The organism is Cryomorphaceae bacterium 1068 (assembly GCA_027214385.1).
GTDB lineage: Bacteria > Bacteroidota > Bacteroidia > Flavobacteriales_D > Cryomorphaceae > JAKVAV01.
The window spans coordinates 217,257-237,208 of the sequence record JAPVXR010000002.1; the positions used below are offsets into that span (position 1 = coordinate 217,257).

Here is a 19,952-nt window from a genome sequence, read left to right on the forward strand (position 1 = left end):
TAATGAAGAAAATTTACCTAGCTGGTTTGGCCATGCTTACCACTATTGTGTTAATTGCTCAAAACACAGGAGAAAATCTGGTAAAGTGCCACACCTATGAAATGCAGAATGAGCTGTATGAAAGCGATCCTGCAGTTAAAGAATCTGCTGAAATTCTCAGTGCTCAAATTCTCAAACGAGCCAAAGAGCTCGAGAGAACGGGATTTCAAAAGGATGGTGATCCATTCATTATACCTGTTGTATTTCACATCATACACGAGTATGGTGCAGAAAACATTTCGTACGCTCAGATCGAGGATGCCATTCGAGTGATGACCGATGATTTCAATGCCAATAGTAGTGGAATTGAAAGTGTCCAGGACGCATTTACGGAAATTATTGGAGACGTCGGAATTGAGTTTCGCTTGGCTAAAATTGACCCTGAAGGGAACTGCACCAACGGAGTGGTTAGAACATTGAGTAATCTGACCACTTCGGGGGGGGAAAACCTCAAGACCGTTAGCCCCATTTGGGATAGATCGAAATACATGAATATTTGGGTATGTAAGAATATAGCCAGCGGCGCGGCTGGATATACTTACTACCCGAGTTCTCTTGCGGGAGATTTTGGAGAAACCAACGATGGAATAGTAGTTAGATACGATTACGTAGGAAGTATTGGTGAAAGCAGTATTGGTCGATCTCATGTTTTGACGCACGAAGTTGGCCATTGGATAGATTTGCCTCACCTATGGGGAAGTACTAACGATCCTGATGTTGGGTCAAACTGTGATACTGATGATGGGGTGGACGATACGCCAAATACAATTGGATGGACTTCATGTAATTTGGCGGGTGAATCCTGCGGAAGTTTAGACAATGTGGAGAATTTCATGGAATATTCTTATTGTGGTAAGATGTTCACCGAGGGCCAGAAAATGAGAATGTTAGCTTCGTTGACAGCTCCTATTGCAGAAAGAAATAGCTTATGGACAGAGGAAAATCTTGAGCAAACCGGTGTCTTGCTTGAGCCTCAGCTTTGCGATGCCGATTTCACTTCCGACAATTTTTCAGTATGTGTAGGAGAGACCATCAGTTATCAAGATCAGTCCCATTCCGGTGTTGCGGAAAGACTTTGGATTTTTGAAGGAGGATCTCCTGCCACAACAGCATCTGCTAATCCCAATGTGGTTTATTCCACTCCCGGGATTTATACCGTTAGTTTGGCCGTTGTAGATAGTTTTGGAAATGAACTCACCGAAGTTAAGGAAGCCTTTATCGAAGTATTAGACACAGCTGCTTTGAGTCTTCCTTACACGCAGAGTTTCGAGGGGATTGAAGAATTCTCAGATTTGGAGGACGAATCACTTTACACAGAAAATCTTTATGATAATGATTATTGGGAAATCAGCACAGAGGCTGGCTTCGATGATAATCATTCGGCTGTGTTTAGAGCGAGTGAAGCTCAAAACTCAACAATACCTAGGTCTGCTTTTGTTTCTAAGACCTTTCAAATGAGTGATGTGGGCGATTTACCGATACTTTCTTTCAAACGGGCAGGAGCTAGAAGTTCTGCGTCTAGTGAGGGTGAGCTGTGGGTTTTTATATCCAAAAATTGCGGCGAACTATGGAGTCCTCGAAAAGTTTATGATGATGGGGATGCTTATACAACGGATGAATTATTTCCCGGAGTATACATTCCTGCAGAAGAGGATTGGCTCACAATTCAAATAGATAATATTGTTCCTGTATTCCAGAATGAGGAGTTTAGATTTCGATTTGAGTATAGAGGGACTGATGGAGGAACCATTTACATCGATGACATCAACTTAATCGACGGAACGACCTTGAATACAGCGTTTCAATCATCTCCCGAAGCTCGATTTGCCTTGTTTCCAAATCCGGCAACTACAACGGTCACACTGAAATTTCCTGATGACGTTTCGAATGTTGAGGCAATTCTTATTCGCGACCTTTCGGGACGCATAGTTTATCAAGAAGTGATTTCAAAATCGACTTTGAGAGAACATAGAATGAACCTCAACGATCTTTCCTCAGGAATATACTTAGTGGAAGTACGAGGGATAAATGGATCCTCAGCAAAGAAGTTGGTGATAGACTAAAGTCTATTCTTTAAGTTTTCTACCGAGTAGGATTGCTACACAGCCTTGAGCTTTGATAGCGCTGTCTTCCTGATCGGGAACCTTGATTTTGAGACCGAAGGTCCTTGTACCTTCTAAGCGAAAATCAAAAAACTCGCTGTATTCTCGATCAGCATTGTCGTATACAACTTCACCATCTTTATCCACAAGTTGAAAATGGACATCACTCAATACTTCGTGACTGCAGACCAATAGTCTGTAATCTACATCGCTATAAAAGGTCATTTCAACTTCGGCTGCATCGCCTGGAAAGAGTTTAACCGCATTGAAGCTTTCGCCGGGGATAAAACCTTCCATGGCATCGCCACAGTTGTTTTTCACAAATGATCGACACTGTCCCATTGCTAGAGACGTTTGCACTGCTGCAAATAATATTATAAGTAGCTTTTTCATCTTCGGGGAGAATAGAATGAATTCCTTTGTTAGACTTGTACGTATCCTTGTCGGATTTCTGAAACGATTTTGGTAAGGTTGTTAAGGTCCTCATCGGAGATTAGAATTTCTGTTCTACCACCGATTTGCGTTACACCATCTTCACCTTCGGTTATGGTATTTTTTGACTCGCTAATCGAAACAGATCCATATCCATCTTCAATCTTTTTAAGGTCGTCAAGGATGAAGTCCAAACTTCCTGACTCGTTGTAGCTAACAACCAAGGCAACCAGATTATTCAGTGATATTTTTTGTTCTGCAATGCGCTCCATCAATTTTGGAGAAGGAGTTTCGCTTGAGTTGGCGATTTGAGTTCCCAAGTAAAGTCCTTCAATCCAGCCTGCAGCAATAATCATAGCTGAGATATGATCGCGATCATTTTCCTTTAAGTAAGAATCGAGATTGTAATACGTATCGGAGATGATAGTTAGAAGCGAATCGCGGTTGTCTACGTTCATCTCCATTCTTTCTATGACCTCGTCATTAAAAGCTTTGCTGAGACCTAGTTTATCGGCTAGTTTCTTTGTGCAACTCAGGTATAGAATAGATTCCTGATTTTGATTGAATATACTGGCATAACTAAGATCAGCACCATAAATACCCAAATTCAATGCTTGTTGACGAGCAGAAGAGTATTCATTTACATTTCTCACCTTGTTCAGAAATTCAGCGTCATACCTCGCTCCTGACTTTTTCAAGATTGCGGCCATATCAAGTGGCGACGGCACTGAGTGAAGGATTTCTTTCACCTTTGTGACGCTCTCTTCAGAAGGTTCTTCAGCTTCTTCAGTAGAGATTTCGGCATTGGTAATGCTTTCATCAGTTACAGCACCGTCATCACATGACGTGAGAGACAATGAGAACAGGGCAATAACGATAGGAAAAGTTCTAATTTTCATCAGTTTAAAATAAGGGGTGTAAACAAATTTAGGCTTACAACAGTCCACCGTGGTTTCCTAAACCTATGAACGATTAACAAAACAATGTTGAGCGAGTGTACCGATTTAATGCCCGAAAGGTTTCAATTCTTAGTGCGCTTCCAGCCAATTTTCTCCTGTGTCCATATCGACCTTCATAGGCACGCTTAGACCAGTGAATGCATTCATCATTTCTTTTTCTACGATTGGTCCGATTTTGTCAAGCTCGTCCTTTTGCGCATCAAAGACCAATTCATCGTGAACCTGAAGAATCATTTTAGACTTAAAACCTTCTTTTTCAAAGACCTCATTTAATCTGACCATGGCCACTTTTATCATGTCTGCAGCTGATCCTTGAATTGGTGCATTGATGGCATTACGCTCTGCGAAGCCTCTTACTGTTGGGTTTTTTCCGTTAATGTCTTTCAAATAACGACGACGTTTCAAGATGGTTTCGACGTAGCCATGTTCTCGAGCAAAAGTGATGCTTTCATCCATGTATATCTTTATACCCGGATACTTCGCGAAATAATTTTTAATCAGGTCAGAAGCTTCAGTTCGACTTACGTGCAAACGCTGAGACAATCCAAAGGCTGAAATGCCATAAATGATTCCGAAGTTTACCATCTTGGCTTGGCTTCTCATTTCACGTGTGACTTCTTCAATGTCAACATCAAAAACTTTTGCAGCAGTAGCTGCGTGGATATCTTCTCCATCATTAAACGCTTTGACCATGGCTTCATCGCCGCTCAAGTGAGCGATCAGTCTCAATTCTATTTGAGAATAGTCGGCTGCGAAAATGATGTGATTTTCATCTGTGGGAATAAAAGCTTCGCGGGTTCTTCTGCCCAGCTCAGTTCTGATAGGAATGTTCTGGAGGTTTGGATTTTGGGAACTCAAGCGGCCCGTAGCTGCAACGGCCTGCATATAAGTGGTGTGGATTCGTTGATCCTTTGGGTTAATTAATTCAGGAAGGGAATCAACATAAGTGCTTTTCAGTTTCACCACTTGTCGATACTCCAAAAGCTTGCTAACGATTGGTTGATCGTGCTCGTATTTTAACAGCGTTTCTTCGTTGGTGCTGTATTGTCCTGATTTGGTTTTTTTTGGCTTAGAATCAATCTCAAGTTCATCAAATAGAATAACGCCAAGCTGTTTTGGGCTGCCAATGTTGAATTCTTTGCCGGCTAACTTGTAGATTTCTTTTTCTAAGTCTACGATGATTTGTTCCAACTCTTTCGAGAAGGCAAACAGCCCTTCTTTGTCAATTTTGACTCCTGCAAATTCCATTTTTGCCAAAACCGCCACCAATGGCATTTCGACATCATAGAGCAGATTCTTCAATTCGTCTGACTCTTCCACTTTCTTTTTGAAAATTGTGTAAAGGCGGTATGTGATATCCGCATCTTCATTTGCATAAGGTGCAACTTCCTCAACGGGAATATCGCGCATGCTCTTTTGGTTTTTCCCCTTTTTTCCAATTAGCGTTTCAATGGAAATTGGTCTATAGCCTAAGTAGGTCTCAGACAACTCATCCATATTGTGTTTCATGTCAGGGTTAATGAGGTAGTGGGCAATCATGGTATCGAAGATGGGTCCTGACACTTCCATGTCGTACCATTTCAAAACAGTAATGTCATATTTCAGATTGTGCCCGATCTTTAAGATGTCTTTATTACCAAAGAAAGGTTTGAATTCCTTCAAAATAAACTTAGCTCCCGCTTGATTTTCAGGAATTGGGATATAATAAGCCTCACCTTCTTTCCATGAAAAAGACATCCCGACCAATTCGCAGTTATTGGCATCTACTGAGGTGGTTTCCGTGTCAAAACAAACCACCCTTTGCCTCATCAAATTAGTGAGGAAAGTCGTTCGCTTGTCCTTAGTTTCAATAAGGCTATAGCTAACTTTTTCGGGGTCGAAAACTTCCATGGTGGTTACAATCTCCTCCTCGGCATCATGAACTGTATCTCCTCCGCCGCTGAAGAGATCCATCTGTGCTCCCGATGAAACGACTTGTTCACCTGAAGAAGCCATTTTTTCGCCGAGAATTCTCTCCGACATAGTTCTGAACTCGAGATCAGCAAAAATCTCTCTGAGCGCTTCTCGATCGGGTTCCTCCAAAATAACCTCCTCCGCGACGAATTTGACGGGCACTTCGCAATTGATCGTAGCCAATTCTTTCGAAAGAAGGGCTTGCTCTTTATTTTCTTGAATCCGTTCTTTCAGTTTTCCTTTTAATTCGTCAGAATGCTCCAGGACTCCTTCTACAGTTCCGTAATCGGCAATGAGTTTCATGGCCGTTTTTGGCCCAACTCCGGGCACACCGGGTATATTGTCTACGGCATCACCCTGTAAGCCTAGTATATCAATGACCTGCTCTGTTCGCTCAATTCCAAATTTCTCACAAATCTCTTTTATTCCCCAGACTTCACTCGCATTGCCCTGTCGGCCTGGCTTTAGCATTTTTGAATGCTCCGTTACCAGTTGACCGTAGTCTTTATCGGGCGTTACCATAAATACATCAAAACCTTCTTTTTCGGCTTGTCTTGCGATAGTTCCTACCACGTCATCTGCCTCAAAACCTGCCATTTCTATAATAGGAATCCGAAATCCTTCGATGATCTTTCGGATATACGGGATCGACATTTTGATATCGTCGGGAGTTTCTTCTCGATTGGCTTTGTATTCGGGGAAAGTTTCATTCCTGAATACATCGCCCGGAACATCAAATGCCACGGCAATATGAGTTGCTCCATAATTCTTGATGAGGTCATTCAAGGTATTGGTAAAACCAAACATTGCTGAGGTGTTCATTCCTTTGGAATTTACACGCGGATTGCGAATGAATGCGTAATAGGCTCTGTATATCAGAGCATAAGCATCAAGAAGGTATAGGGTGGGTCTTTTTTGGCTCATAAGAAAAATTTGCAGACTTCGAATATAATCAAAGCCACAGCCTAACCCATGAATTATCCGATCTCGTAAGTGGTTCCTTCCGGCGAATCTTTTAGAACAACACCAAGTTTGGTAAGCTCATTCCTGATCTGATCAGCAGTGGTGAAGTCCTTGTTTAACTTGGCTGATTGTCGCAGCTTTATGACCAAATCCATCAAACCATCCGTGACTTCGCCTCCTGAAGCAGCTTCATCCGATTCGTTTCGGAAACCAAGTATGTCGAAAATATACTCGTCAAAGAGCGTTTTCAACTTGTTCAAATCCTCTTCAGAGATCTTTTCTTTTCCGCTATCGATCAGGTTGATCATTTTCACTCCTTCGAATAAGTGCGACAGTAGAATGGGCGTATTGAAATCGTCGTTCATTGCAGCTTTACACTTTACTACCAAGTCGTCTATTTGCACAGAAGAGGTGTCAGAGGTAGTCAATTCTTGAAGGCGATTATGGCTATCCATGAGACGCTTAAATCCTTTCTCGGCTCCTCTAAGGGCATCATTAGAAAAGTCGAGCGTGCTTGAGTAATGACTCTGCAACATAAAGAAGCGGACGGTCATGGGCGAATATCCTTGCTCCAAAAGCTTGTGGTTTCCCGTGATCAACTCCTCAGGAGTAAATCCATTTCCTTCGCTCTTGGCCATTTTTCTTCCCTGAACGGTGAGCATGTTTCCATGCATCCAGATGCGTGGCCCGGCCTTTCCTGTAGCTCCGATATTTTGAGCGATTTCACAATCGTGGTGGGGGAATTTCAAATCCATTCCACCTCCGTGGATATCAAATTCTTCGCCCAGATACTTTCGGCTCATGGCCGAGCACTCGAGGTGCCAGCCCGGAAAGCCTTGACCCCAAGGTGATGGCCAATACATGATATGTCCTTTCTCGGCTTTCTTCCAAATAGCAAAGTCGAGCGGATCTCTTTTCTGTTCCTGTCCATCGAGGGTTCGGGTATTATTCTGCAGGTCGTCAATGTTGCGTCCCGAGAGCTTACCATATCCGAATTCATTATTGAATTTCCGAACATCGAAATACACTGATCCATCAACCACATAACCAAAATCTCGATCGATGATCTGTTTGATCATTTCGATTTGCTCAATGATATGTCCTGTAGCCGTAGGCTCAATAGAAGGAGGTAGAATATTGAAGATTCCCATGACATCGTGAAATCCATAAGTGTATTTCTGTACTACTTCCATAGGCTCTATCTGCTCGAGACGTGCCTTCTTTGCAATCTTATCTTCACCCTGGTCGGCATCATCCGAAAGGTGACCGACATCAGTGATATTTCTGACGTAACGTACTTTATATCCCAAATGGCTCAGATACCTGAATACAATGTCGAAAGCGAGAAATGATCTAACATTTCCTAAATGCACATCGCTGTACACAGTGGGGCCACAAACATAAAGGCCTACGTGTGGGGGATTGAGAGGCTCGAATTCTACTTTTTCCCTAGTTAGGGTATTGAAGATTTTGAGTTTGGATTCCATGTGGGGATAAATAGGTTAATCGTTGGCGGCCAAAAATACTTAATTGTTGGCATCTTCAAGGAGGCCATATCCTACAAACTTTCCTTCTTGATAAACCTCTACTTTTTTGAGTGTACCGTTTGCATCATATCGATGCCATTTACCATTCCAAAGTCTTCCGTTTTTAAACTCACCGATTTGCGTTACTTGCTTTCTCTGGTTATACAGCGCGTTTTGCCCACTCTGTTCAAATTCCGGAACGCGGGTTTTTTCATTCCCAGCAGACGCTTTAATGTTTTCCGGGACTTCAGGCATTTCAATTTTAGCGTATTCAGTCCTGGCCGGCTCAAATGTTTTTACCGAATTTTCGTTTAAAATTCCATTAGCAATGACTTGAGTCAACTTGGGATTTCCATCAGGGTAGAAAGTCTTGTACAGACCGTTCGCAACACCATCTGCTACTTCTACAGATAGTTGAAGATTGCCATTTTCGTAATAGTAATTCTGCACGCCATCTCTTTTTCCTGCTGATGTAAAGTTGAATTCTTGAGCGATCGATCCATTTTTGTGGTAGCGCTTAAATGCTCCCACATTCTTGTTCCCTTGCCAATTTCCCTCTTCCTCTAGTTTTCCATTCGGATAGTAAACCTTGTACAGACCTCGAGGGAGATTGTTTTTAAATGTAATTTCATTCCTCAATGTCCCTGAAGGGTAGTACTTTTTCCAAACACCGATTTTCTTGTTGTTTTCGTAATTCCCTTCTTCAACTATTTGATTCTCGCGAAAACCATCCTCCAATGTCATAGAACCTGTTATTTTCCAATAGCCTTGCCTGTTTCCATTGTCATCAACAGCATTGATCTCCTCACCTCCACGACAGATGGAGGTGAGACAAAACACCACAATAAAGGTGCTGAAAACACGTAAGAATGAATTTTGTAGGGTGCGCATAGCGGGACCTTTTGTACCCCCACATACGCTAAATTTGAAAAAATGTTTCTGCTATTAGACTACCGCTCGAAGGTTTACCAGCATGTCACTCACTAAATCTTCAAGGCCGAAATCAGGCTTCCAACCCCAATCTTTTCGCGCTAGACTGTCGTCAAGCGATGAAGGCCAACTTTTAGCTATAAGGTCTCTATAATCAGGCTGGTACGAAATACTGAAACCAGGCATTTGTTTTTGAATGGCTTCGCTAAGTGTTTTGGGAGTAAAAGAAACACCTGAGATATTATACGATGTGCGAAGCGAGATATTCTCTTCAGGAGTATTCATGATTTCAAGTATAGACTTGATGGCGTCGGGCATGTACATCATTGGTAACTCTGCATTTTCGCTGAGAAAACACTCGTAGTTCCCATTCTTGATGGCTTCGTGAAAAATGTGAACGGCGTAATCGGTAGTGCCTCCACCGGGTGCGCTTTTGTAGCCGACAATTCCAGGGAAACGCACACTCCTGATATCAATCCCGTAGCGTTTGTGGTAATATTCGCACCAACTCTCACCAGCGACTTTAGTGATGCCGTAAACCGTAGTTGGTTCCATTATGGTGCGCTGCGGGGTTCGGTCTTTTGGTGTATGCGGTCCGAAAACTGCGATCGAGCTCGGCCAAAAGATTCGCTTGATATGCCCGTCTCTTGCGATATCCAGCACATTGCTCAGTCCGTTCATGTTCAAATCCCAACCCAGTGCAGGATTTTGTTCGGCTGTAGCCGATAGCAAAGCTGCAAGGAGGTAAATCTCGTCGACATTGTTTTTGCTGACTACTTCAAAAAGTCGCTCTTTGTCAAGAATATTCAAAGTTTCGAAAGGCCCTGCCAAAAGAGCTTCCGGAGGCGAATCTTTAATATCCGTTGCAATGACTCTATCGGTTCCGTGGATCTCGCGCAATTTGAGCGTCAGCTCGGTACCGATTTGACCGGCAGCACCGATCACTAAGATGTTTGAAGGCATTAAAAACTTGTTAGGTTGAGCGTTGCAAATTTACATAATAGTTGGTTGCAAAATTGTCATTCATTATGGCCCCGGCTTAGCCTCTTCCGCTTTTCATTTGGTATATTTGTGAACCAACTACTAAACAGCACTATGCCTTTTTATCATCAACTCGGAAAGATTCCACACAAACGTCACACGGTATTTAAAAAGCCCGATGGAGAGCTCTACTACGAGCAGCTTTTTGGCACCGTAGGTTTCGACGGAATGTCTTCACTTCTCTATCATCTGCATCGCCCTACTCAGGTCAGTGATCTGGGAAATACATTGGATGTCTCCCCAAAAATCGCCGTTGAGAAGAACCTCAAATCATATCGATTGAAAGGATTTCAAGTTCCGAGTGAGGATGACTTTTTGGAAAGTAGAAAACCCGTTTTGGTGAACAGCGATTGCTATATCGAATTGGCTTCCCCCAGAAAGTCAATGACGGATTACTTCTACAAAAATGCAGATGCCGATGAAGTGATTTTCGTTCATCGAGGAAAAGGAACACTCAAGACCTTTTTGGGGGACCTTACCTTCTCTTACGGCGATTACTTGGTTATTCCGCGTGGAATGATTTATCAAATACACTTTGATACAGAAGACAATAAATTATTCATCGTTCAGTCTTTCAGTCCTGTTTATACCCCAAAGCGTTATCGCAATTACTTTGGTCAACTTTTAGAGCATTCACCTTTTTGTGAAAGAGACATTCGAAGGCCTGAAAACTTAAATCCGATTGACGAAAAAGGCAGCTTCTTGATGAAGATTAAGAAGGAAGATATGCTTTACCACTTTTCATATGCCACACATCCATTTGATGTGGTCGGTTGGGATGGGTATAATTATCCTTACGCCTTTTCGATCCACGATTTTGAGCCCATTACGGGAAGGGTTCATCAGCCACCTCCCGTGCATCAGACTTTCGAAACTTCCGCGTTTGTGATTTGCTCGTTTTGCCCAAGGATATACGATTATCATCCAGAAGCTATTCCCGCACCTTACAATCATTCCAATATCGATTCGGACGAAGTGCTCTACTATGTAGATGGCGACTTTATGAGTCGAAATGACATTGATGCGGGACACATCAGCCTGCACCCCGCGGGAATTCCTCATGGACCACACCCTGGCGCTGCTGAGCGAAGCATTGGAAAAAAAGATACTGAAGAACTGGCCGTGATGGTCGATACCTTCAGACCACTAAAGCTTACGACTCATGCGATCGAAATTGCTGATGACACTTACTGGAAGTCTTGGCTCGATCACGACTAAATCATTAACTACCTACGAATTTTAAAATATCATTACCATGGAATCAACTTCAGAATCTACACTCAATCTTAAAAAAATAAATCCCGAGGCGGAGGATTTTCTTCCCCTTAACGGAACTGATTACGTAGAGCTTTACGTTGGAAACGCAAAGCAATCCGCCCACTATTACAAGACGGCATTCGGCTTTCAAGCAGAAGCCTACTCTGGTCTTGAGACGGGCCGGAAGGATCAGGTTTCTTACGTATTGCGCCAAGACAAAATCAGATTGGTGCTCACTACACCACTCACTCCCGCTAGCCCGATTAACGAACACATTCGTAAGCATGGAGACGGAGTAAAGGTAGTGGCCCTTTGGGTGGATGATGCCACCAAATCTTGGGAAGAAACGACTAAAAGAGGAGCAAAATCATTTTTAGAACCTGAGACTGTCGAAGATCAGGATGGCCATATTGTTCGTTCGGGAATTCACACTTATGGTGAGACCATTCACATTTTCATTGAGCGCAAAAATTACAACGGTGTTTTCTTGCCTGGCTATAGAAAATGGGAAAGTGACTACAACCCAGAATCTACCGGCTTGAAGTACATCGACCACATGGTTGGAAATGTTGGATGGGGTGAGATGAATAAATGGGTTGATTTTTACGCCAAGGTGATGGGCTTTGCGCAATTGATTTCATTCGACGACAAGGACATTAGTACTGAGTACACTGCCTTAATGAGTAAGGTAATGAGCAATGGAAATGGTCGAATCAAATTCCCGATCAACGAGCCCGCTAAAGGCAAGAAAAAATCTCAGATCGAGGAGTATATTGACTTTTATGAAGGTGCAGGGGTGCAACATATTGCGCTGGCCACTGACAATATTATCGAAACGGTTACGTCTTTGCAGAGTCGGGGAGTGGAGTTCTTGTACGTCCCCGAGACCTATTATGAAACCGTATTGGACAGGGTAGGAGAGATCGACGAAGATCTTGCACCGCTCAAGAAACTTGGGATTTTGATAGACCGCGATGATGAGGGATACTTGCTTCAGATTTTTACCAAGCCTGTTGTTGACAGACCAACCATGTTCTTTGAAATCATTCAGCGTAAAGGGGCAAAGAGTTTTGGTAAAGGAAACTTCAAAGCACTTTTCGAAGCAATTGAGCGTGAACAAGAGTCGCGAGGTACACTCTAAGCTACTCGCCATAATCTTCTTTTTAGCGATAGCCCTTTCGGGAATTGCTCAAGAAAGGTCGTTAGGCCTCCGCCTCGGATGGGGTGGAGGCCTTTCTTATGTTCAGTCTATTACCGAGAGTCAGGATTTCGAATTGATCCTCACTCCTAGATGGGGTGGCATTATTTTAACGGGACTTTATGAGAGGAGAGTTCCTCTATCTTCTGGTTCTTGGAATTGGTATTATGGCGGTGGCCTTCACGGAGGGTATCACCACCGAAACAATTTCATAGGAGAGGGGTTCAATGGAGACCCGCCTTACATAAACTTAGGCTTCGATTTGATCGTAGGAATCAAATATCGATTCGACTCCCTTCCCATAGAGTTCTCAGTAGATTATAAACCTTCTATTGAGCTCCTGGCCAATAGAAATCTCTTGCTGGAAGAATTTGCAATTTCTTTCCGCTACCTTATTTTTCAAGATTGAGCTTCAAACCCAATTCCGTCAACTGAGCATCATCAACTTGCGCGGGAGCATCGATCATTACATCTCTTCCTGAGTTGTTTTTCGGGAAAGCAATGTAATCTCTGATCGATTCCGATCCTCCGAAAAGTGAGCAGAGACGGTCAAAACCGAATGCGATTCCACCATGTGGAGGTGCGCCGTATTCAAAAGCGTTCATCAAAAATCCAAACTGTGCTTGCGCTTCCTCCTTCGTAAACCCTAGCAAATCAAACACTTGTGCTTGCTCCTCCTTATCGTGAATTCTAATCGAACCTCCTCCGATTTCAACTCCGTTGATCACCAAGTCGTAGGCATTGGCTCTCACTTCACCCGTGGCTGATTTGAGTTTGTCCAAGTCCTCGGGCTTTGGCGAAGTAAACGGGTGATGCATGGCAAAATACCGCTGCTCGTCTTCGTCCCATTCCATTAAAGGAAAATCAACTACCCAAAGCGGAGCGAAAACCTTGGAGTCTCGTAGGCCAAGTTGATTGGCCATATGGAGTCTCAATTCACCGATTTGTTTCTGCGTTTTATTCAAATCACCGCTCAAAACGAGCAACAAGTCGCCGACCTTTCCGCCGCAGGCTTTACACCATTCTTCGAGGTCTTCTGAAGAGTAAAATTTATCCACAGAAGACTTGAAACTTCCTTCTTCCTGGTACTTCACGTATACCAAACCTTTGGCGCCAATCTGTGGTCGCTTCACCCAGTCAGTGAGGGCATCGAGTTGCTTACGGCTCATCTCGCTCCCACCTTCTACATTGATAGCCAGAATGGATTCAGCACTGTCAAATACGTTGAACCCTTTGCCTTGTGCATACCTTGAAATATTGTTGATTTCCATTCCGAAGCGGATATCAGGTTTATCCGATCCGTACTTCTCCATGGCAACCGCATAGTCCATTCTAGGAAAATCACCAAGGGTAACATCCAGAACTTCTTTGAAAAGATTCTTGGTCAGACCCTCAAAAGTGTTCAGGATATCTTCTTGTTCTACAAACGCCATCTCGCAGTCAATCTGAGTAAACTCTGGTTGACGATCAGCCCGCAAATCTTCGTCGCGGAAGCAGCGCACAATCTGAAAGTAGCGATCGTATCCACTCACCATCAGCAATTGCTTAAACGTCTGCGGTGATTGAGGTAGTGCATAGAATTCTCCCGGATTCATTCTGCTAGGAACGACAAAGTCCCTAGCACCTTCAGGAGTAGATTTAATTAAATAGGGTGTTTCGATTTCTAAAAATCCCTGGCCATCTAAGTAAGATCTGGTGGCAATGGCTAATTTATGGCGAAGCATCAAGCTTTTCTGTACAGGATTTCGACGTAAGTCCAAATAGCGGTACTTCATTCTCAACTCGTCTCCACCGTCGGTTTCATCCTCAATGGTAAAAGGAGGAGTTTTGCTGGAGTTTAATACGGTCAATGCTGAAGCTTCAATCTCAATATCGCCGGTGAGCATATTGGGATTTTTATTGCTTCGCTCGCTTACAGTTCCTTCGATTTTCACCACAAATTCGCGACCCAGCTTTCTGGCTTGTTCGCATAGATCAGCATTGGACTCAATGTTGAATACCACTTGAGTAAGACCATATCGGTCTCTCAAATCGACGAAGGTCATTCCTCCTAAATCTCTCGATCGTTGAACCCAACCTGATAGAGTAGTTGATTCTCCGACGTGTTCAATGCGTAATTCTCCGCAAGTGTGTGATCTATGCATAGCTCAAAAATTTCGAATGCAAAGGTATTACTTTGAAGGATTGAATCAACGACATTGGCGGGCTAGTTGGCTTGGTTTATATTTGCCTTATGGCAATGCAAACAAGTGGTGATGATTTCTTTATGAAGCAAGCGTTGAGAGAGGCTCAGTCGGCTTATGAAGAAAATGAAGTGCCCGTAGGGGCTGTAGTGGTTTGCAATGACCGCATTATTGCGCGTGCCCACAATCTTACCGAAAGGTTGACCGATGTTACCGCTCACGCCGAGATGCAAGTGATTACTGCTGCCGCAGATTTCTTGGGTGGTAAGTACCTCAATCAATGCACACTTTATGTCTCTTTGGAACCATGCCCTATGTGCGCGGGTGCATTGGGTTGGGCTCAATTGAAGCGGTTGGTATTTGGAGCTTATGACGAACGAAAGGGTTATAGCCAGCTTTCTGAAAATCTGCTTCATCCCAAAACTGAAGTGAAGGGCGGTGTAATGGGAGATGACAGTGCCGAACTATTGCGTCGCTTTTTTCAAGAGAGAAGAAAAAAGTCATAGACTAAGACTATCATTTCGGAAGAATTTTCGATTTGATCTAGCCGATCCCTTCTTACCTTTGTAGAAATAAAATTTCAAAATATGTACCCACCGGAATTAGTTGCACCAATGAAGGAAGACCTCACTCAAGCAGGTTTTTCTGAACTACATACGGCAGAAGAAGTTGATCAAGTACTTTCAGAGGCAGAAGGCACTACCTTGGTGGTAGTGAACTCTGTTTGCGGATGTGCTGCAGGGGCTGCTCGGCCAGGTATCAAAATGTCACTTGACGGATCCAAAAAGCCATCCAAATTAACGACTGTTTTTGCAGGGGTTGATCGCGAAGCTGTCGATCGAGCTCGTCAGTACTTTTTGCCTTACCCGCCATCATCACCTGCTATCGGTCTTTTTAAAGACGGTAAGTTGGTTCACTTTATCGAAAGACACCATATTGAAGGTCGTCCGGCTGAAATGATTGCCGAAAACCTGAAGATGGCTTACGAGGAATACTGCTAATTGCAAATTATTAACGAAGCGGGAAATCATTATTGATCTCCCGCTTTTTATTTTGACTAAAATCACAACAATGAAAAAGAATTTAAAATTGACTTTGGGACTACTTGCCTTGGCTGCTTTTGCCATTACAACAGCGTTTACTATTTCTGAAGGGAGAGAAGAAATCTTGGAAATCGGATCCAAGGCACCGAAAGTGGATATGCCGATGATGGATATCTCAGGCGACAAAGTAGCGCTGAAAGAGATTGCCGGTAGGAACGGGTTATTGGTGATTTTTAGCTGCAATACATGTCCTTTTGTAGTGGGAAATGGAAGCAAGAGCGAAGGATGGGAAGGACGATATCCCGGTCTTTATGATGCCGCTTCATCTGCTGGGATAGGAATGGTAATGGTTAACAGCAATGAGGCAAAGCGAGATGCAGGTGATAGCATGGATGATATGAAGCAGCGCTACAAGGAGCAAGGGTTGAAAGGACGCTACGTTCTCGATAAAAAACATGTTTTGGCAGATGCTTTCGGGGCATTGACTACACCACATGTATTCCTCTTTGATGCAAACATGAAGTTGATTTACAAAGGTGCCATTGATGATTCAGTTGATAGCGCTGAAGATGTAAAAGAACCTTATCTGTTGAATGCTATCAAAATGCACGTGTCTGGTGGAAAGGTTGACCCTAACAGTACCAAGCAGTTGGGTTGCAGTATCAAACGCGTTAAAGCCTAGAACTTCTTCTATTAAGTGAATTGCAAAAGGTGTCCGACTGAGTTGGATACCTTTTTTTTGTTCTTTTGAAGAGTGAAAATCAAAAATACTATGAAAGTCTTAATCCTTGGTTCAGGTGGCCGCGAACACGCATTAGCCAAAAAGATTTCCAAGAGTCCGCTCTGCGAAAAGGTTTTCGTGGCTCCCGGAAATGGCGGAAGTCAGGCCGTAGCTGAGAATGTTAAAATAGATATCAGCGATTTCTATTCGATAGCCGAAAAGGTAGCAGATCTCGGAATACATATGCTGGTGGTTGGGCCCGAAGCTCCATTGGTAGAGGGAATCCGCGAATACTTTGAAGGATCAGGCGAGTTTAGCAACCTTATGATTATTGGTCCCGGAAAAGAAGGTGCTATGCTGGAAGGGAGTAAGGATTTTGCCAAGGATTTTATGAAGAGGCACGCTATCCCAACTGCACCGTACGCCACATTTGGAAGAGGTGAGGTCAAAGAAGCCCAAGATTTCATCGACAAGACAAATGCACCATACGTACTCAAAGCAGATGGTCTGGCAGGAGGAAAAGGAGTGCTCATATTGCCAAACAAGGAGGAAGCACAACACGAGATCAAACTGATGCTCGATGATGGGAAGTTTGGAGCGGCATCGGACAAAGTGGTCATCGAGAACTTTTTGGACGGAATAGAGATGTCGGCTTTTGCCCTAACCGATGGTAAGAATTATCTCATGTTGCCTTATGCGAAGGATTATAAGCGAATCGGCGAGGGCGATACCGGATTGAATACTGGTGGAATGGGCGCCGTGAGTCCGGTGCCATTTGCAGACGACGAACTGTTAAAGAAAATTGAAGAAAGAGTAGTGGCTCCTACTGTTCTCGGGCTGGAAAGAGATAATATTCCATATGTAGGCTTTTTATTTTTTGGATTGATGATCGTCGATGGAGATCCCTTTGTGATTGAGTACAATGTAAGAATGGGTGATCCGGAGACAGAAGTCGTCCTTCCGCGAATAACAAGTGATTTATTGTCCCATCTCAAAGCTGCCGCTCAAAGAAGTCTGGAGTATGACCAGCTCGAAAAGGACGAGCGGTTTGCTACGACGGTCATGTTGGTCTCAGGTGGATATCCTGAGAGCTATCAGAAAGGAATGGCTATAAAAATGGATGGCGAAGTAGCTCAAGATCAGATTCTGTTTCACGCGGGAACAAAATCAGAAGGGGACCAACTCACGACCTCAGGTGGTCGGGTACTCGCTTGTACCGCATATGGCAATGACCTTGAATCAGCACTAACCAAATCGTACGACTTGGCTGACAGAATTCACTTTCAAGGAAAATATCTCCGAAGAGATATTGGAAAAGACTTACTTATTTAATCTGACCCGGAGTGTTGTCAGCTTGAGTATTGTACTTCTTTTGAAGTATCAACCAATAGAACAGACCAACGAACCCAATTGCTAAAAAGATATAATTGGGGTTAATGATATCCGGAAGCTCTCCGATTGGAACAAGTATCTCGTCAAAAGTCCATTTAATAAGTGCTGCTATGGGTCCTACTATTTCCTGCATGTTGCTAGTTTTCGATTGCAAAAATAAAGATTAATTGAACATCTTGAAAACACTATTTTAGCGATTCATGGTTTACTCCGCTTTTGGATCAAACAGACCTATAGTTCTATCGTTTTTGATAGCTCCTGCAATCGCCTTGGTTGTTGCAGCTGCTTATTCCGTCACGGCCGGAGAGTATGGCTTGGGAGGCCCTGCTACCGATCTTCTTTTTGATCTATTCAGAGACATGCCTGTTTGGCGCCGATCACTTGGAATGGTTTTGATTTTGAGCAATGCCGTACTTTTAAACAACATCTTTAATAAGCACGATTTTTCTTCATCGGAAAATTACTTTCCAGCTCTGGTATTTGTTAGTCTTTCAGCCGTAGATTTTCGCAACATTGACCTGCATCCTATCCTGTTTTCAAGCTTGTTCATGCTTTTTGCACTTCGACGATTGCTTACGGTTTATAGAGCAGAATCTGCTCTGAGCATAGGCTTCGACTCGACACTCTTTCTATCACTGGCCATTTTCTTTTTTCCACCTGCAGTTTTTTTACTTCCGCTTACTTGGCTTGTTTTTCTTCAAGTTCGCCCCTTCAGTCTTAGAGAATGGCTTGTCCCTGTTACGGCTATTACAGCAGCTGTAATTTATGCTTTCAGCTTTTATTTCATCGGAGGATACACCTTCGATGCGAGTGAATACCTCATCTTCAGTGGAAACTCATTTGTCTTACCTGAAGAGGATGGGAGAGTCGGAGTGCTATTCATGATTGCATTATTTTTTGTGCTGTCTATACTTGGCTTAGTAGGATTCTTCACTGATATTGCCAAGTCAACTTTGCGGAAAAAGAGTACCAAGTACATTTTTCTTTGGGCATTTTTTTTAATGGTTCTGGAATACTTATACGTTTCATTCCTGGATATCCGACAATCCGGTAATTGGCTGATTTTCGCAGTACCTGTCTCCGTCTTTATGTCAGTATACTTTTCCGGAAAAGGTAAGCGACCGCTGATTAAAATAATCCTCTTTTATATTTGGCTTATTGCTTGCGCATCCTTCATGGTATTCGCCAATTAATCCATGATATTCTCTTAACTTTGGGACTCATTTAAACCGTAAAAATGAAGTTTGGAGTCATCATCTTCCCTGGGTCTAATTGCGACCACGATTTGATTTATGTTCTTAGAGACATACTTGGTCATGAAGTAGTAGAGCTTTGGCATAAAGACCGCGATCTAAAGGGGGTTGATTTCGTTATGGTTCCAGGCGGTTTTTCTTATGGAGACTACTTGCGTTCAGGTGCTATTGCAAGGTTTTCCCCAGTTATGGAAAGTGTGATTGAGCACTGCAATAACGGTGGTTACGCCATGGGTATTTGCAATGGGTTTCAAATTTTGTGTGAGGCCGGCTTATTGCCAGGAACCTTACTGCACAATACAGATCACAAGTTTATTTGCAAGAATCTCTTCATCAAACCGGCTACTAGTAGCACGATTGTGACTTCAGGATTAAATTCAGATGAGGTTTTAAAAATTCCTATTGCGCATGGAGAAGGAAGGTATTACGCACCTGATGAGGTTTTAAAAAAGCTGAATGAAAATCAGCAGGTCATCTTCCGCTATTGCGATAAGGATGGTCATTTTAATAGCAAGTCCAATCCAAATGGTTCGCTTGAGAATATTGCAGGTGTAGCCAATGAGAACAAGAACGTTTTCGGTATGATGCCTCACCCCGAAAGAGCTGCAGATGAGTTACTTGGGAATGAAGACGGGCGATTGATTTTTGAATCCATCTTGAACTCAGTTATCCCCGCCTAAACTTTTTCGACACTACTTCTGTTAATAAACCTGGAAATTTTGATTTCAATTATCAAAATTTTCTTTGTTACTTGAACTCAAATCCAAGAAAAGCTTGGTGATTTGGGAATCGAAATCATAAGATAATTGAGGACGATCCCAAGTAGTGTTAAACTAAACAAAAGGAGGTGTTCAGATGTCTGACTATTCGAAACCGGAAGCAGGAATTTGTTTCACAGAGACCTCCAATTTTTGGGGGTAGCTTCTGAGAAAGAAGCTCCTACGGGATCTGAGTAAAATT

General features: G+C 43.0%; 18 protein-coding genes. 10 read left to right on the forward strand and 8 right to left on the reverse strand.

The window, feature by feature from the left end:
* Positions 1 to 2 precede the first annotated feature (2 nt).
* Positions 3 to 2,102 (forward strand): M43 family zinc metalloprotease, encoded by a 2,100-nt coding sequence (locus O3Q51_03770; GenBank protein MCZ4407910.1) that lies wholly within the window; start codon positions 3 to 5, stop codon positions 2,100 to 2,102.
* A 3-nt stretch (positions 2,103 to 2,105) separates the two neighbouring features.
* Here O3Q51_03770 and O3Q51_03775 read toward each other — a convergent pair whose 3' ends face one another.
* From O3Q51_03775 to O3Q51_03800, 6 genes are all read right to left on the reverse strand, one after another.
* The gene (locus O3Q51_03775) at positions 2,106 to 2,534 is read right to left on the reverse strand and encodes a hypothetical protein (GenBank protein ID MCZ4407911.1); all 429 of its coding nucleotides are present in this window, start codon (positions 2,532 to 2,534) and stop codon (positions 2,106 to 2,108) included.
* A 29-nt stretch (positions 2,535 to 2,563) separates the two neighbouring features.
* The gene (locus tag O3Q51_03780) at positions 2,564 to 3,472 is read right to left on the reverse strand and encodes a hypothetical protein (GenBank protein MCZ4407912.1); all 909 of its coding nucleotides are present in this window, start codon (positions 3,470 to 3,472) and stop codon (positions 2,564 to 2,566) included.
* A 129-nt stretch (positions 3,473 to 3,601) separates the two neighbouring features.
* A complete protein-coding gene (gene polA / locus O3Q51_03785; protein ID MCZ4407913.1) occupies positions 3,602 to 6,409 on the reverse strand; it encodes a DNA polymerase I in 2,808 nt (935 codons plus the stop codon).
* 53 nt (positions 6,410 to 6,462) lie between these two features.
* Positions 6,463 to 7,935, reverse strand: a complete 1,473-nt coding sequence (cysS, locus tag O3Q51_03790; GenBank protein ID MCZ4407914.1) for a cysteine--tRNA ligase — start codon at positions 7,933 to 7,935, stop codon at positions 6,463 to 6,465.
* A gap of 39 nt (positions 7,936 to 7,974) precedes the next feature.
* Positions 7,975 to 8,865, reverse strand: a complete 891-nt coding sequence (locus O3Q51_03795; protein ID MCZ4407915.1) for a toxin-antitoxin system YwqK family antitoxin — start codon at positions 8,863 to 8,865, stop codon at positions 7,975 to 7,977.
* Between the two features lie 54 nt (positions 8,866 to 8,919).
* Positions 8,920 to 9,867, reverse strand: a complete 948-nt coding sequence (locus O3Q51_03800) for an NAD-dependent epimerase/dehydratase family protein (GenBank protein ID MCZ4407916.1) — start codon at positions 9,865 to 9,867, stop codon at positions 8,920 to 8,922.
* Between the two features lie 132 nt (positions 9,868 to 9,999).
* Between O3Q51_03800 and O3Q51_03805 the strand changes: the two genes are divergently transcribed.
* Genes O3Q51_03805 through O3Q51_03815 form a run of 3 tightly spaced genes read left to right on the forward strand, consistent with a single transcriptional unit; the run spans position 10,000 to position 12,809 of the window.
* Positions 10,000 to 11,163: a homogentisate 1,2-dioxygenase gene (locus O3Q51_03805; GenBank protein ID MCZ4407917.1), complete on the forward strand. Its 1,164-nt coding sequence runs from the start codon at positions 10,000 to 10,002 to the stop codon at positions 11,161 to 11,163.
* Positions 11,164 to 11,200: 37 nt separating this feature from the next.
* Positions 11,201 to 12,343, forward strand: coding sequence for a 4-hydroxyphenylpyruvate dioxygenase (hppD, locus tag O3Q51_03810; GenBank protein ID MCZ4407918.1), 1,143 nt, complete (start codon positions 11,201 to 11,203; stop codon positions 12,341 to 12,343).
* Entirely contained in the window at positions 12,315 to 12,809 is a 495-nt protein-coding gene (locus O3Q51_03815; protein MCZ4407919.1) for a hypothetical protein, read from the forward strand. The genes hppD and O3Q51_03815 overlap by 29 nt, the downstream gene beginning before the upstream one ends.
* On the opposite strand, the gene aspS is transcribed toward O3Q51_03815, so the two are convergent.
* On the reverse strand, positions 12,793 to 14,544 hold the full coding sequence (gene aspS, locus O3Q51_03820) for an aspartate--tRNA ligase (GenBank protein MCZ4407920.1): 1,752 nt from the start codon (positions 14,542 to 14,544) through the stop codon (positions 12,793 to 12,795). The genes O3Q51_03815 and aspS overlap by 17 nt on opposite strands.
* 95 nt (positions 14,545 to 14,639) lie before the next feature.
* On the opposite strand from aspS, the gene O3Q51_03825 reads away from it, so the two are divergent.
* The 4 genes from O3Q51_03825 (at position 14,640) to purD (ending at position 17,679) form a co-directional block, all read left to right on the forward strand.
* Entirely contained in the window at positions 14,640 to 15,089 is a 450-nt protein-coding gene (locus tag O3Q51_03825; GenBank protein ID MCZ4407921.1) for a nucleoside deaminase, read from the forward strand.
* Positions 15,090 to 15,170: 81 nt separating this feature from the next.
* Positions 15,171 to 15,584 (forward strand): BrxA/BrxB family bacilliredoxin, encoded by a 414-nt coding sequence (locus O3Q51_03830; GenBank protein MCZ4407922.1) that lies wholly within the window; start codon positions 15,171 to 15,173, stop codon positions 15,582 to 15,584.
* Between the two features lie 70 nt (positions 15,585 to 15,654).
* The gene (locus O3Q51_03835) at positions 15,655 to 16,308 is read left to right on the forward strand and encodes a redoxin family protein (GenBank protein MCZ4407923.1); all 654 of its coding nucleotides are present in this window, start codon (positions 15,655 to 15,657) and stop codon (positions 16,306 to 16,308) included.
* Positions 16,309 to 16,398: 90 nt separating this feature from the next.
* Entirely contained in the window at positions 16,399 to 17,679 is a 1,281-nt protein-coding gene (purD, locus tag O3Q51_03840) for a phosphoribosylamine--glycine ligase (GenBank protein ID MCZ4407924.1), read from the forward strand.
* Here the strand turns inward: purD and O3Q51_03845 are convergent.
* On the reverse strand, positions 17,672 to 17,872 hold the full coding sequence (locus O3Q51_03845; protein MCZ4407925.1) for a hypothetical protein: 201 nt from the start codon (positions 17,870 to 17,872) through the stop codon (positions 17,672 to 17,674). The genes purD and O3Q51_03845 overlap by 8 nt on opposite strands.
* 67 nt (positions 17,873 to 17,939) lie before the next feature.
* Here O3Q51_03845 and O3Q51_03850 point away from each other — a divergent pair, with 67 nt between their 5' ends.
* The gene (locus tag O3Q51_03850; GenBank protein MCZ4407926.1) at positions 17,940 to 18,932 is read left to right on the forward strand and encodes a DUF6427 family protein; all 993 of its coding nucleotides are present in this window, start codon (positions 17,940 to 17,942) and stop codon (positions 18,930 to 18,932) included.
* Between the two features lie 44 nt (positions 18,933 to 18,976).
* Positions 18,977 to 19,672, forward strand: coding sequence for a phosphoribosylformylglycinamidine synthase subunit PurQ (purQ, locus tag O3Q51_03855; GenBank protein ID MCZ4407927.1), 696 nt, complete (start codon positions 18,977 to 18,979; stop codon positions 19,670 to 19,672).
* Positions 19,673 to 19,952 lie beyond the last annotated feature (280 nt).

Coding starts and splice junctions, on each gene's coding strand:
- O3Q51_03770 (MCZ4407910.1), top strand. CDS start 3: ATGAAGAAAATTTACCTAGCTGGTTTGGCCATGCTTACCACTATTGTG.
- O3Q51_03775 (MCZ4407911.1), bottom strand. CDS start 2,534: ATGAAAAAGCTACTTATAATATTATTTGCAGCAGTGCAAACGTCTCTA.
- O3Q51_03780 (MCZ4407912.1), bottom strand. CDS start 3,472: ATGAAAATTAGAACTTTTCCTATCGTTATTGCCCTGTTCTCATTGTCT.
- polA (MCZ4407913.1), bottom strand. CDS start 6,409: ATGAGCCAAAAAAGACCCACCCTATACCTTCTTGATGCTTATGCTCTG.
- cysS (MCZ4407914.1), bottom strand. CDS start 7,935: ATGGAATCCAAACTCAAAATCTTCAATACCCTAACTAGGGAAAAAGTA.
- O3Q51_03795 (MCZ4407915.1), bottom strand. CDS start 8,865: ATGCGCACCCTACAAAATTCATTCTTACGTGTTTTCAGCACCTTTATT.
- O3Q51_03800 (MCZ4407916.1), bottom strand. CDS start 9,867: ATGCCTTCAAACATCTTAGTGATCGGTGCTGCCGGTCAAATCGGTACC.
- O3Q51_03805 (MCZ4407917.1), top strand. CDS start 10,000: ATGCCTTTTTATCATCAACTCGGAAAGATTCCACACAAACGTCACACG.
- hppD (MCZ4407918.1), top strand. CDS start 11,201: ATGGAATCAACTTCAGAATCTACACTCAATCTTAAAAAAATAAATCCC.
- aspS (MCZ4407920.1), bottom strand. CDS start 14,544: ATGCATAGATCACACACTTGCGGAGAATTACGCATTGAACACGTCGGA.
- O3Q51_03825 (MCZ4407921.1), top strand. CDS start 14,640: ATGCAAACAAGTGGTGATGATTTCTTTATGAAGCAAGCGTTGAGAGAG.
- O3Q51_03830 (MCZ4407922.1), top strand. CDS start 15,171: ATGTACCCACCGGAATTAGTTGCACCAATGAAGGAAGACCTCACTCAA.
- O3Q51_03835 (MCZ4407923.1), top strand. CDS start 15,655: ATGAAAAAGAATTTAAAATTGACTTTGGGACTACTTGCCTTGGCTGCT.
- purD (MCZ4407924.1), top strand. CDS start 16,399: ATGAAAGTCTTAATCCTTGGTTCAGGTGGCCGCGAACACGCATTAGCC.
- O3Q51_03845 (MCZ4407925.1), bottom strand. CDS start 17,872: ATGCAGGAAATAGTAGGACCCATAGCAGCACTTATTAAATGGACTTTT.
- O3Q51_03850 (MCZ4407926.1), top strand. CDS start 17,940: ATGGTTTACTCCGCTTTTGGATCAAACAGACCTATAGTTCTATCGTTT.
- purQ (MCZ4407927.1), top strand. CDS start 18,977: ATGAAGTTTGGAGTCATCATCTTCCCTGGGTCTAATTGCGACCACGAT.